Consider the following 14,013-nt stretch of genomic DNA (forward strand, 5'->3'; position numbering starts at 1 on the left):
AGGTAGTAGTCTCCGGCGATCAGTCGGTCTATTCGTTGCAAATGCAAGGCTCTCATCCATGACCTTTATTTGCGTAAAAGATTACCCGACGTTCACTGATACCGAAACGGGACTATGAAACGTCGAATGCCACAGTTTCAGTCGATCCACAGCTCGGGCACGGCTGTTCGGTGGTGTCGAGTGATGTCCCACACTGGCGACACTCGCGAATAACACTTTCATCCACAGAGAGCCACCGCCGCACGATGACTGGGAGCACCATATCATCTGTTCTCTCTGGCCCGACGCAATAAAAATTCGGTCTCTTTTCAATTTTTTATTAAATTTTTATATGCATTAATAAGCATCGAGGATCATGTTGTGACCACTACTTAGTCAAATAGAGCTCGCGCGGAACTAAGGGTTGGAAAAGACGCAGTAGGATGCGCGTCTTTGGAATCTAGTGATTCCATTAAATAGTAAATTACCTATCGGACAAAAGGTTTCCGTTACTGAATGGCTATATAACTGAAAATAAACAATGTGTTTGTGCTATTCTCGTAATCTTTGAAGTGGTATGTTAGGGTAATACAGCAGGCACTACTCACAACGGAGATCTGTGTGTCTGAATTCACTCTTCTCATGGTCGCTTCCCATCCGTTTTGAGTAGAAATACTAATATTTCGAAGCCTGAAAACTCGATAGGTGCCAATCAGCGTTCCAGTATTAAATATTAATACTAAAATCCCCCTGGGACTGCAATATAGTTATGTCCTATCACTCACAGATAATTCCGGTTTCGGCAACCGAATGTGAACAAATTCAGCACTTCGATGATAAGGGCTTCTCTCCGGCTGAAATCGCTGACAAGGTTGGCCGCTCAACAAGCGCAGTGTGGTACCATGCTCGTGGGCGATGTAAGCACGGTGAAAAAACTACGACCGTGTGTCCGTTCTGTGATACTGATGTCGATTCACTTGGCAATCATCTCCCATGCTCGGATCTAATTGATGAGCGTCGGATTCCACAAAATAGCCATTGAGTAGACCCACGAGGGACGACCAAAGAATATGCGGCATGCGGTGTCTCGTTTGATAACCGTTGTGAGTCTGTGAACGTTCGTGTCCGTCGTGTGGATTCACAGCGGACAGGGCTGGAACGTGGCGTACAACATCCTCGTTCGTGGGTTGAAGAAAGCGGATATAGGAGCGGGATGCTCCGAATCAACGCCACCAGAAATTTTCGATTTCTGGTTGGCGAACGAATCGCAGAGCGATTCGTCAACACCTATGGAGACTGCACTCCCTACCGAAACCTCTTCGGTTCCTGCAAAGTGCGTCATCGAAGTCGGAAGCCCCGCCCTACGCGCGGTGAAGAACGGGGTAGTTCACAAACCCAACCTCGCGCCGTCATATGTGTATACAGTATGCCAGTGAACACGATAGTTTCAATAAGTACAACCACTCACCAAGCAAACACAAGGGGAAAGAAGGGGGGATTGGGTAGGGGTGTGCGTCGCAGGTTAGTACAGCATACTAACTGCGCTAATAGGGGCAAACGCCCCTTGACTCCGAGCGTGCGGTTCAAGCAGAACCGCACATGGATTGAAGGAGGATCACCGTATAGGCTTTGTGCCTATGGCTGACGCACGTCTGACTGATTGCGGTGTGTCTGCGTGATCCTCGTCTGTGTCCACATGCTCGGAGCTGTGTCTTTAATCAGCGAGAGAATCCCGCCGTTTACGGCGGGCGTGAATCGCGTAAGCTCAATTGACGTACTGCCGTTAATCAGCTAAGCCGGATTCCATTCGGTTGTCGATACATTCACGCACGAGACTTGAGAGATTGATGTGGTTCTCTCGTATCCATTCGTCCTGTTCTTCTCGGATTGTGACGTTTCTACGCTCCATACACGCCCTTACAGCACCGATACAAATAAGTGTGCATGGTGTGTAGCATGTGGTATGGTAGAGACGGTGACGAAGACACTCCAAGCCACTTTCGCCCCACCAACACAGGGCAAAGCGGTGCGTCTTCGTCGCCTTCTCACCACCTACCGCGAAGCGTTGGACGAAGCGTTTGATTCGGGAGCCGATACGATGGGTGGCGTCAGCGACGTTGTGACGCCCTACGACCTCCCGTATCAGGCGAAAGCCGCGATGTGTAGTTACGTTCCGAAGCTCCGAAAAACGTACAATGCTCGTGAGATTGACGACGAGCATCCGCTTCGACTCACGAACCAAGCCGCGAAATTTGACCGTGACGAGTCACGTCACTACGAGATTTGTTGGAATGTCCCGCAACCCGGTAGGGGAACGAACTTCTGGATACCGCTTCGGTTGAACCCGGAGCAGGAGTCCCTTTGGAACTGCCTTCTCGAAGGTGACGCCAAAGCAGGACAGATACAACTCCAACAGAACCGGCGGAGTTGGGTGTTCCACATCGCCGCCGAATACGAGGTAGACGAACCTGATACGGACGGTGACGAAACGCACATCGGTTTTGATATCGGTGAATCTGCGTTGATTACGGGCTGTGCCCTCAAGCGCAACACACCGACGAAGCCGATGCTCGAAAGTGGCAGTCGTGCCCGACACCTCCGCAAAGAAATGTACACGACCCTGAAACGCCTGCAACAACGAGACGCGTCCGAGTGGCGGATTGATGAACGATTCGACCACTACCAGAACGCTCTCACCGACATCGTGGAGAAGGCGTCTCGGAACGCGGTTGAATACGCCCGACAGTTCGAGAATCCGGTTATCGTCCTTGAAGACTTGTCGTTCATCCGCGAGCGGTTGGATTACGGCAAGTACATGAACCGACGCTTGCATGCGTGGGCGTTTGCACGGTTGCAGGGTCGTATTGAAGACAAAGCAACCGAGTTGGGTATTCCCGTTCGGTTTGTGAATCCAGCGTACACAAGCCAAACGTGCCACGCCTGCGGCCACATCGGGCGACGGGGTTCACAAGCGGAGTTCCGCTGTACAAACGACGGCTGCCACGTGTCGACATTCCAAGCAGATATTAACGCGGCGGCGAATATCGCTGGTCGCGTAGACCCGTGGGGTGAGAGCGTTCCTTGGAAACCGGAGCGCGATGACACGCCACAGGACGGGAGCGGTTGTGACACCGCCACAGTCCACCGAAAGACGAGTGCGAAACCCGCACAGATGACGCTTTCGGCGTATTCGGACTGAAACCTACGGCCTTGCCGGAATCCCACTGTTGTGGGAAGCCCCGTCGTTTACGACGGGGAGGATGTCACTGTATGATAATGCTCTCCACTTCCGCTTATAATGGGACACCCGTGAAGACACCTAACGTGATGATTGGCGCTATTGCACGGTTGGTCGGTGGGACTGTCGTGACGCGAGATAATGACTTCGACTACATCCGGAATCGGCCCGTAGAGAACTACTGGTCGCTATAATTTTAGGTAGAAGGTACATACTACACCGCTTTGCGAGTGAAAACACTGCGGAAACTCGCTCACAAACATGGAAAAAGCACACGCGTTCGCACAACATGTGACGTGGACAAGACACGGGTCGTGCGAATAACCGAGGCCGAGTTCTGGTCAAAGTCGAGGGGTGTGCTCTTCACCGGATGCGTTCCCTCTCATGATGACTGTTCTTCCTTTGAATCGTACGCAGTGAATGCATTCCAACGGAGGTCGACCCCCCTGTTAATCACTCCTTACTAAGCGGTAGGCACCGTTAGTTGCGATTCAGGCCCCTCATAACAAATTGATATACCCTCTTTTTCGAGATTGCATTCCAAGAGAAAATAACGGTAACGATAGCAGTATCAAACGAAGAGATTACCTGAAAGGAATCACCGTAGGCGGCGCAACACTTGCGGGGTTCGGCGGCTTTTCCATGTCCTCGCTCGCGCAGAACGGAGACCCTATCGAGGCATCGTCCTGTGGTGAAGCGAGTACACCACCCGAGAATCCACCAGGTGGACAAGCGGGTCAGTGTATCAGCTGCGCACGCGAGGCCTGTGGTACTGAACCGATCGCCGTCGGACTGGTTACTGGCCTTGACGGAACCTGCTATACGACATCGGCGGAAGAGATTCCCGACAATGCGGACTACATAACGTTCAAAGCAGGGCAGAACTGTTTCGTGGCAGCGGTTCCGGAAAATCCGGAGGGCGACGTTACGTGGTGTCTACCGGAAGGGTCACAGGACATCAGCAACGCGACGTACTACACGTGCGGCGGCGAAAATCCCCCAACAGTCGACGACGTAGACGTTACCTGTGATCAAATAGTCATCACCACCTCGAACATTCCCGATGGTGAAACGTTGGATGTGACGGTGGAGTTCTCGGACGGATCCACGGAGAACTATACCCCGACGGTTACCGATAACCAGGCGACTGTTACGTTGCCCGGTGACGTTGACCCGGTCAACCTACGGATTGAGTACGACGGGCTAATTCTGTTCGACGCGGGTGTGACGGCATCGGATGCCCCATGTGGAGATAACCCAGCGGTTACTGATGTCGAGGTCACGTGTGCACAAATCACTATTCAGACCGAAAACATCGACGAAGGTGAGACGCTAGATGTGACAGTGACCTTTACGGACGAATCCACGGAAACGTACATGCCCGAGGTCGACGCCAACGGCGTTGCAGTGGTCGAACTCCCTGGGGATCGGGATCCAGAACAGCTTTTGGTCGAGTACGATGGAATGGTGCTGTTTGATCAGTTTGTGGCAGCGTCCGATGCGCCGTGCCAGGAACAGCCGGAATGTCCACCTGACCTCAACATCGCGTTCAAATATAAGTACGGAACATGGTGGCCCGACACCTACGATGACATCGGCGATGAGGTCGACCCCGATGTGTTCTCGATCGAGGGTGATCAGCAAGAAGTGACCATCTGTGCACCCTTCCCGTTCGCCGTCAGTTACGCGACGCGGAAAAAGAAGCGTGACGGTCGAGACGGCCACGATGACGGAAAGAAGTGCAAGAAGCATAAGAAAAAGCACCACGACAACGGAAAGAAGTGCAAGAAGGACGAGAAGCATCATAAACACCACGACGGCAAATCGTGTGGTTGCTTCAAGGACTGCAAGGAACAGGAACCGGTTGTTGCCGAACCGGTTGACAGTCAATTCTGCGCCACTATCTCGAGCGATTCGGACGGCAAGTGTAAGAAGAAAGCGGAGATCTGCTGGTTCCGCGTCTTCTGCCCCGAGAACAACAATAACAATTCGTAACGAGAACGAACGCTCGAGTCCGTCATAAGCCTCGAACCGGGGTGGTGATACCACACCCCCGTTTCATTCGTGCAGCCGCTCAGAGCCGTACCCTTGCCCATGGGCTAGGTCAATATGAATCCTTAAGCCGTTACCCGCAAGGCGCTAAACTCTTAGGTCGATCTCCACCGCTAGTATGAGCACTCGAACCATGTCCGTCGAACCACTTGGTGTCTCTCCTCGGCTGCGATCCACAAGATAGTCAAGTTGCGTTACTGCCAATTACACACCACTTACCGTAGTAAGTAATGAAAAATTAGAGTCAATATGGAAGAATTCTGCGGAGAATAATCCACATATTTTATAAAATTGTCCTAAACTGTTCTCTGGATTGAATACGGGATAGGTAGTCACGCGTTCGTAACGGCGCTGATTATCAGCAAATCAGTCGTCGGGAGAAGGAACAAACATGACACGAACGAATCAATCAGAGAATGACTCAGATATTGAACCGGAGAAACCTCAACAGCAGTCTTTAAAGAGAAGAACCATTCTCTCGGGACTCATAGCCACAGTAGGTGTATCCAGTTTCGCCAGTGCACAACAAACAACAACCCAAGAACAAGGAACAACAACGACCCAGGATGGTGGGGGTGGAAACCAACAATCGTTAGTCCAAGCAGCAGAGCAAGGCGCTCAACAAGGTGTAGATAGCGTTGAGGATTCGTTATCAGAGGACGAGCAGCAAGCAATTGTTGAGGGTGCTACTCAAGGTGCGGTCCAAGGGGCTGTTAATCAGAACGTCAATGTCAATGTCGTCCAGAATGCTGCGTTCGGCGCGGCACAAGGAGCGGCTCAAGGGACAGTCAACCAGAATGCCAATGTCAACGTTCTCCAGAACGCCGCATTTGGCGCAGCTCAAGGCGCAATCAATCAGAACGCCAATGTCAATGTTGTCCAGAATGCTGCATCCGGCGGTGCTCAAGGGGCAGTACAAGGGGCTATAGCGAATCAAAATGCAAATGTCAACGTCGTACAGAATGCCGCGCTTGGTGCTGCACAAGGATGTGCTCAAGCAGGAGTAACAAATCAGAACGTCAACGTCAACGTCCTTCAGAATGCGGCATTAGGTGCAGCTCAGGGCGCAGTCAACCAAAATGCCAATGTCAATATTGTACAAAACGCAGCATCGAGTGCAGCCCAAGGCGCGGTACAGGGTGCTGCAACGAACCAGAATGTCAATATCAACGTCATTCAAAATGCTGCGTTTGGTGCGGCCCAAGGTGGCGTCCAGGCAGGTGCAGCGAATCAAAACGTCAATATCAACGTTCTCCAAAATGCCGTAAGCGGCGCAGCGCAGGGTGCGTTGCAAATAAATCAGAACGTCAATATTAATGTTATCCAGAATGCTGCACTCGGTGCGGCACAGGGTGCGATTCAGGGCGCTGTGAATCAGAATGTCAATATCAACGTCATTCTCAATGCAGCAGTTGGTGCGGCCCAGGGCGCAGTGCAGGCTGGCGCTGTGAACCAGAATGTCAATATCAACGTCATCCTCAATGCCGCGCTTGGTGCCGCCCAGGGTGCTGTGAACCAGAACGTGAACATCAATGTCATTCTCAATGCCGCGTCTGGTGCCGCCCAGGGTGCAATCGTAGGCGCTGTAAACCAGAATGTGAACATCAACGTCGTTCTTAACGCCGCCCAAGGTGCCGCACTAGGCGCCTTACGAGCTGGTGCCATCAACCAGAACGTGAATATCAACGTCATCCTCAACGCTGCACTTGGTGCAGCCCAAGGATGTGTGCAATCTGGTGCCGTCAACCAGAACGTGAACATCAACGTCATCCTTAATGCAGCACTTGGTGCAGCGGAGGGGGCAATCAACGCAGCGGCGGGTGCTCCAGACGTATCGCCACAAGAAGTCCAAGCTGCAGCATTGGGTGGGGCAACAGGGGCTGTCGAATTCGCCTCGGTGAATCAGAACGTCAATATCAATGTCATTCAGAACGCCGCAGCAGACGGTGCTCAACAAGGGGTACAAGCAGCAACAACAGGCGCCTCTCTTGAAGAGATTCAACAAGCGGCCGAGCAAGAGAGTCAAGTCAACGGTACCCAACAACCCGACGAAGAAACTCAAGAACCAACGGCAGAACCTGAACCGACCCCAGAACCGACCCCAGAACCAACACCAGAACCGACACCAGAACCGGAACCAACAGCAGCGCCAGAACCAACTGCAGAACCTGAACCAACCGCAGCGCCAGAACCAACCCCAGCACCGGACAATTCAAGCGCATAAGTCAACTACCCCGGTGTTAACGCCGGGGCCTGTGGGTGAACTCCCGTTCAAGCCGAAACTTCGGCGGACGTAAACCCGTCGCTCACGTTCAACGTTCCCGACTTCAGGGCCAGTTGACGGTTGACCCGTCCACGCGAAGACTTTTGCCCAGCGTGGACATGCTTGATTCCGATGTTCTTCGCCGCGTTGTAGTCTGCGTGAACCTCGTAGCCGCACTTTCGACAACAGAATCGCTCCTGTTTCGGGCGGTTCCCACATTCGGTGTGACCGCACTTCGAACAACGTTGGGACGTATACGCTGGGTCTACTTGTTTGGTTGGGATACCGAACTCTGTAGCTTTGTACTCGACGTACTCGTAGAGCCGTCTGAATGCCCATGCGTGGAACGCTTTCGCGCCTGGCATACGGTCCCGAATATCGGTTAGGTCCTCGCCTTGCTACCACGAGATAGCTGGTTGGGATATCTTTTTGGTTTTGTGCGCACAATGTACACGTATGAGTTCCAGCAAACGCGTCCATTTTCGCGCCCCCGAACGGCTAATTGAACAAGCCGACGTCCTGGCTGTCGCGGAGGATAAAAACCGAACCGATGTTCTTGTCGATGCCCTCCGTGACTATCTCGCAGACGCAAGTGATGAAGAGCGTGTTCAGCAAGCAATTGCAAATGCCTACTACGAAGACCGACTCACCTTCGAGCAAGTAAAGGCAATCGTGGGTACCGAGGCAGCTCAGAATTTTCGCGTACTCAAGCACCAGCTCACTGACGACAGTATTAGCGACGACCTTGCTGGCGCCCTCGACGAATGAAACTAGTCGCAGACACATCCGCTCTCGTAAGTCTCGCTGCCACATCCGACGCGCGTCGCCTCGCTCTTCCATACTTTCTGGAGGGCTATGATGTCGCTGTCCCGTACCATGTTATAGACGAACTGGAGGCTGTTGCTCAATATACTGACCCTCATGCGAAGGCTGCGCAAGCAGTCCTCGACAAACAAGATCAGTTTGAAACTCACAAAATCGAATTGGACCCAGAGTTCCCTCTTGACGATGGTGAAAACGCAGCGATCCAGCTCACAAAGGAAATCGGCGCGGCGTTTTTTTATTGTGACGAGTACAACCAGCTCGCGCTCATCCATGCCTCGCTTGTGGAGCCACAACTAGTGACAACTCCACGGGTGCTCAAAGCACTTGTCGTGCATAGTAATATCACAAACACAGAGGCGAAAGAGCTCCTCAAACAGATTAGTCAGGCACGAAGTTGGGAGACAAATGCCTACGTGCAACAGGCTGAACACTTATTCGAGTGAGCAGGGTGCATAACCCACGATTATTCACTGCTCTCGGCCCAATGATCCAAAGTATCGAATAATTCGGTGAAGGCTCCTGGGTTGCTCGGCTCACTGAGATATCTATTCTGTGACACAGACCTGGAACACTTGTGTGAGGGACCGGAGTGATATTCTGGAGGTACACCACGTCACTCATCGCGGCACCGTCTATGACCACCGCTTTTGATATGCTCCCGCGCTTCAAGACGTGGGAATCCACGAAGGAGATAGTACGCTTGCGCGTTTCCTCGGGAGCGAAGTACGCTTTCGCGTCCCCCCTCACCGGTAGCTGTCCAATTGTGACCACGGACGTGCAGTACAACGCGTGGAGCCGTATCAAAGCGGTCTTCCCACCGATATGCAACCGGCGTTTCAACCGGACATACCGCATTCCCGTCACAGCAGGGTATTCAGCCTGCTGTGTACCACCATCAGCGTCAGACGACCTAGCTTTAATCCGCGCGGATTAAAGCGGTATACGCCCAGATTGCGATTTTTTATTGAACTCTGATAGACAAGTAGAGGATCACAATTCCTGATGCTAGTGTGACCACTGCGAGGCTGAAGTAGACGATGAAAATACTGTTTCAAACACTTTCTGTTCAGCCTTACGAAGATGTTGGGAGAATGTCGGTGGGGCAATTCCGAGTGAGTTGGCGAGATCCTCGCCGGATGCGCCTCGTGGCCACTCAAAGTATCCTCGATGATACGCGGTTTCGAGTGCTGCCTGCTGACGGTCGGTGAGGTTATCGCAGAGTGACTGCCGGCTCTGAGTTTCCGGGCTTCCCGGACGTGGAATCTGGCGTTTGGCAAGCAATTGGGCGGTCGGGTACAAATCGTTGATCGTCTCGATCATTGCGTTGACGTCGGCGCTTGGTGAGAAATAAAGCCGCAGATGAGCGTCGCCGTCTTCAAGCAGCACTTCTTCGACGGAGCCGCCCCGCGAGGCCACTTCGGATGAAAGCGGCATGTCGGTGATTCGCGCCTCAAACCGGATGATATCATCCTCCTCGGCGATCACTGTCACCGAATCCCAGTAGGCGCTCTGGCTGGTCAGAGCGTCAAGTGTCTTACGAGCGTCGGGAGTCACGGTACCGTACACGAGGTATGCTCCGTCACTGGTCGCAACGACGTTGTCTAAGGTGAGCTGTCCAGTACTCGTCTGGTCAATACCGATGGATTCGAGGATATCTGGGATGCGTAATTCAAGTTCAAGAATCTCGTCGCTCATCAACGCCTGCTTTCGTTCAGTGGCGGCAATCGCGTGGCCGATAACCTCGCCAAATTGCCCCAAGATCCGTTGTTCCTGCTCGTCGAAGGCGTTCGACCGCTCGGAAGTGATACTTAAAAGCCCATATTTGGTCTCTTCATAGATGATTGGAATATCCACCGACGATCGAATCCTGTCCGTGTCGGAATGGTCCTGCCGACGTTCATTTATTGGATCTGTATAGACATCCTCTGTCGTCTGAACTTTGCCTGACCGGAGGGCTCTGTCTGGCAAATTCTCATTATATGCCTCATCCAAGTCCATTAGAGCAGTAATTTCGTCTAAGTTGTTTTTGACATCGGCTCCGGCTCGGAGAGTCTCAGTCCAAGTCAGAGCTTCGGTATCGCTGATCCACGCGAATAAATACCGGTCCGTAGACGCGAGGTGCTCACAGACGGTCGTATCAATCTCTTCACGGGAAGATTGGTCGATGAGTGCGTCGGTAGTCGAACGAACGATGTCGTTAACACTGTTGAGCGTCGCTAATTGCTCTTGACGGCGCCCCAGTTCTCGCTCGGCTTCAACACGGTCGGTGATGTCACGACCTTCCATGATGAAGTACGTGTTCTCACCGTGATCGTCAGTGACTGGCCGGAGAGAAAAGTCGGTAATAGCGGTACGATCAACACCCTGTACTTCGAGTTCGTTGCGGACGAACTCGTCATCACGGGCTCGTTCGACTGCTTTGCGGACACGTTCAGCTGCCTTGCCGTACTGGAACCAGTCTGTATTCCAGACCTTTTTTCCAATCACATTCTCTCGGTCAATCCCGCCAAACTCGAGGGCAGAATCGTTGACTTCGAGAAAAGTACCATCAAGATCGATGAGGCCCGTAAACTGGTAGGTCCCATTGAAAACGGCATCATATCGACGTTGGCGATCCTCGCGCTCCGTGACGTCGCGGAGAACAGAGAGATGGCGGCCGGGGAGAATATTCGGAGTCGCTGCAAACTCAACGATGCGTTGCTTCCCATCAGCACAGAGAAGAGGAAAATGACCGCGATCCTGGTCCGATGCTTGGAACTTTTGCCAGGCTTGCTCAAAGTCGTAGTCTTCAGCAGCAAACTCGCTAATCGATTGCCCGCGGAGTTCGTCTTTTGAGAGACCGAATAATTCAGTGGCAGCCGGATTGACGTCGATGTACTCTGCATCGTCGTCAGCGATCAGCATCGCGTCGAATGCTTCCTCAAATACGGCGCGGAATTTTTTCTCACTCCGATTCTGTTCATTCAAGGTGAGAGACTGATCAGCCATCTCTGTCGTCATCGGCTGCCACCAGACGCGTCCGTTCGCCCCAACCTTCTTAGTTTCAAGCTGGTCGTGATCAACGAGCCGTTCCAATCGTTCGTAGGTGCTCCGGCGACCAAGATCGAGAGCGTTCGCCACCTCGGTTGTCGTTTGGGGAGCCCCAGAGTCGTCAAAGAGCGAGAGTGTTTCTCGAAGTGCTTTGGTCAATGGGGGTGACGTCATCAGATAATACTGGTGCTACTCTTATATGCCTCCATCGTTGGAGGGGCGTATTGTAATAGAACTGAATTGACTTGTAAAATGTTTCAAAATAAAGATAGTAAAGTGTGCATTGACAGCTGTGCGTTCCCAAAGCACCCTACCCAATTTTACTAACTTCTTATCCGGAACGGGTTCTGAGTGAACATCACACCAGCTGATGGTTGGTAACTAGAGGATCCACTACTATGACGCAACCAACACAAGACGGGACGAGACCATACTTAGGAAAAGAGCACCTGACCGAGAGCGAATATCACGGGGTACTCGCGGCAGAACGACGTAGAATAACGCTTAGAATCCTAGCGGAATTGACTGAAACAGTCGAGCTCAATGATCTGGCCACAATAGTTTCCAAACGAGAAGACAAGGGAGTCGATCCGGAGCATATTGCGTTAACACTCCATCACACTCATCTCCCGAAGATGAGTGATATCGGCGTCATCAACTACGACCCAGATACCACCCGTGTCGAACTGCATCCGTAGTCTGAAACCACGAACGCTGCATGGATTGAACCAGGGATATCGTGCAGCGGAAATACAGTGCCGCTATCGAAACAAGACCCTCTCTTTAGGGTGGAAGATATTACCTATAGAGACAAGGATCCTTATCGATGAAAATCGATTCTTTGTCCGGAATCTTCTCGATACACTGTTGTCTCGGCAGGGTTTGTTTCGGCAATTGGTCGACCATCCTTGAGGACAAGTCTTCGCGGTGCGCGCGTCCGAAGCACATTGAACGGATCGTGACTGTCGAAGACGACAAGCGAGCCCTCATTGCCTTCTGTAAGGCCATATTCAGACACACCAAACACCTCGGCGTTCGCTTCTGTGAGCATCTCCCAGAGTGCTGGGACATCATCACGGCCGCTCATCTGGGCGTAATGGAGTAAGATAAACGCCGCATCTAGTTGATCGCCGACGCCGTAGTGATACCACGGATCCATCACGGAGTCATGACCGATGCCAACAGGTACGCCTGCATCTCGAAGCTGATCAATTCGAGTATGACCACGCCGTCGTGGATAGTCATCGTATCGACCCTGAAGGACGGCGTTGTCCGGCGGGTTCGTCACAACAGTGACACCGCTCTCTGCAAGCAGGGTAATCAGCTTGTTCGCATAGGCATTCGAATATGAATGCATTGCCGTTGCATGACTTGCCGTCGTTTGACTTCCCATGTCTCGCTTGAGTGCCTCGCTTGCGAGCACCTCCGTGAATCGTGACTGTGGGTCATCGGTCTCATCGATGTGGAGATCAAGTCGGAGATCATGACGTTCAGCAATGTCAACTGCAGTCTGCACATCGTTGACTCCGTCTTCACGGGTATGCTCGTTATGGGGTATGCCCCCAATCACGTCCACGCCCATCTCGACTGCTTCGTGGAGTAACTCAAGATGGGTCTCGTCCGTGAAAAGACCGTCCTGTGGGAACGCAACGATCTGAAGCTCAACAAGATCAGCTACGTCTTCACGAAGTTCGAGCAACGCTTCGACACCGGTAAGCGTCTGTTCCGTGGTGTCAGCATGCGTTCGAACGCGCGTAATGCCATGGGCAGCAAACCACTCAATCGTCTGTGTTGCGCGTTCTTTCAGCTCCGCTTTCTCAAGCGTGGTTTTTCTGTCGGCCCAAATTTTGATCCCTTCAGCAAGCGTGCCTGATTGATTCCATCGTGGATCGCCAGCCGTTCCAGTTGCATCCAGGTGAATATGTGGTTCGATGAGTGGTGGCGTTACAAGCCGACCCGCAGCATCGTATTGTTGGTCATCATCAAATGCCGCTGTGTCGCCTTCACCCGCGTCGATAATGCGGTCGATTTTGCTGTCTTGTATTTCGATATCAACACGCTCTCCGTCGAGCGTCACCCCGTTTGTCACGAGAAAATCATTCATACTACTGATCTACTGCCAGTCGCTAAAGTTGTGCTGCCTCCTTCTCTCAACAGTAAGAAATCCACCGATTATAGCGAGCGTGACTCGCGTGCTACACAACCCATTCTGAAGCGTACAGTGTAATTGGATCCGGATATCTTCAGTCACTAAAAACCAGCACAACGATCCAATCTATACAAACAGGTTTTGCCATCCAATCCATCAAAATTGGTTTGGATAGATTGGGTAGAGAAGCAAACCGGATTAAATGGTTTTTCCATCAAAACCGCTGTCCGATCATCCTGTTTGGATGATTATTTAGCATATATTACAAAATATTTATATTGTTTGCACCCAGCCCTCATATTGCGGGAAAGGGACTAGGTCGATAGATAAAATCTATCCAAATTGTCACCTTTCCTGTCATGATTTCAGCTGATTATTAAGTAGAATATTCTCGGATAGTCTAGTGTATCTTTGACTATCCACCTTCGTATTCTATTCATACGTATAGCGATACAATTTTGAATCACATAGGAGCGT

The 14,013-nt window shown here is 51.9% G+C and carries 9 protein-coding genes and 1 pseudogene; 6 read left to right on the forward strand and 4 right to left on the reverse strand.

Annotated features, from left to right (window positions below; translation table 11 throughout):
* Window positions 1-1,762: 1,762 nt before the first annotated feature.
* Window positions 1,763-1,888: a hypothetical protein gene (locus BW974_RS27035; RefSeq protein ID WP_281247713.1), complete on the reverse strand. Its 126-nt coding sequence runs from the start codon at window positions 1,886-1,888 to the stop codon at window positions 1,763-1,765.
* Between the two features lie 54 nt (window positions 1,889-1,942).
* Between BW974_RS27035 and BW974_RS17550 the strand changes: the two genes are divergently transcribed.
* The 3 genes from BW974_RS17550 to BW974_RS25825 all read left to right on the forward strand — a co-directional run bounded on the left by BW974_RS17550 (window position 1,943) and on the right by BW974_RS25825 (window position 7,493).
* Entirely contained in the window at window positions 1,943-3,178 is a 1,236-nt protein-coding gene (locus BW974_RS17550; protein WP_076431532.1) for an RNA-guided endonuclease TnpB family protein, read from the forward strand.
* Between the two features lie 681 nt (window positions 3,179-3,859).
* The gene (locus tag BW974_RS17555) at window positions 3,860-5,212 is read left to right on the forward strand and encodes a hypothetical protein (RefSeq protein WP_076431533.1); all 1,353 of its coding nucleotides are present in this window, start codon (window positions 3,860-3,862) and stop codon (window positions 5,210-5,212) included.
* 448 nt (window positions 5,213-5,660) lie between these two features.
* Window positions 5,661-7,493, forward strand: coding sequence for a hypothetical protein (locus tag BW974_RS25825; protein WP_175609732.1), 1,833 nt, complete (start codon window positions 5,661-5,663; stop codon window positions 7,491-7,493).
* 47 nt (window positions 7,494-7,540) lie between these two features.
* Here BW974_RS25825 and BW974_RS17570 read toward each other — a convergent pair.
* Window positions 7,541-7,924 (reverse strand): annotated as a pseudogene (locus tag BW974_RS17570) (RNA-guided endonuclease TnpB family protein); the annotation flags it as partial.
* A gap of 64 nt (window positions 7,925-7,988) precedes the next feature.
* Here BW974_RS17570 and BW974_RS17575 point away from each other — a divergent pair.
* Both BW974_RS17575 and BW974_RS17580 read left to right on the forward strand, forming a co-directional pair.
* Window positions 7,989-8,300, forward strand: coding sequence for a hypothetical protein (locus tag BW974_RS17575; protein ID WP_076431537.1), 312 nt, complete (start codon window positions 7,989-7,991; stop codon window positions 8,298-8,300).
* On the forward strand, window positions 8,297-8,800 hold the full coding sequence (locus tag BW974_RS17580) for a PIN domain-containing protein (RefSeq protein WP_076431538.1): 504 nt from the start codon (window positions 8,297-8,299) through the stop codon (window positions 8,798-8,800). Before BW974_RS17575 ends, BW974_RS17580 begins: the two co-directional genes overlap by 4 nt.
* A 562-nt stretch (window positions 8,801-9,362) precedes the next feature.
* Here the strand turns inward: BW974_RS17580 and BW974_RS17585 are convergent.
* Window positions 9,363-11,561, reverse strand: coding sequence for a PAS domain S-box protein (locus BW974_RS17585; protein WP_076431539.1), 2,199 nt, complete (start codon window positions 11,559-11,561; stop codon window positions 9,363-9,365).
* Window positions 11,562-11,785: 224 nt separating this feature from the next.
* Here BW974_RS17585 and BW974_RS17590 point away from each other — a divergent pair, with 224 nt between their 5' ends.
* Window positions 11,786-12,085, forward strand: coding sequence for a DUF7344 domain-containing protein (locus BW974_RS17590; RefSeq protein ID WP_076431540.1), 300 nt, complete (start codon window positions 11,786-11,788; stop codon window positions 12,083-12,085).
* A gap of 122 nt (window positions 12,086-12,207) precedes the next feature.
* On the opposite strand, the gene BW974_RS17595 is transcribed toward BW974_RS17590, so the two are convergent.
* Window positions 12,208-13,491, reverse strand: coding sequence for a cytosine deaminase (locus BW974_RS17595; RefSeq protein WP_076431541.1), 1,284 nt, complete (start codon window positions 13,489-13,491; stop codon window positions 12,208-12,210).
* Window positions 13,492-14,013: the final 522 nt, after the last annotated feature.

Origin of the sequence: Haladaptatus litoreus (assembly GCF_900156425.1) — an archaeon.
Taxonomy (GTDB): Archaea; Halobacteriota; Halobacteria; order Halobacteriales; family Haladaptataceae; genus Haladaptatus; species Haladaptatus litoreus.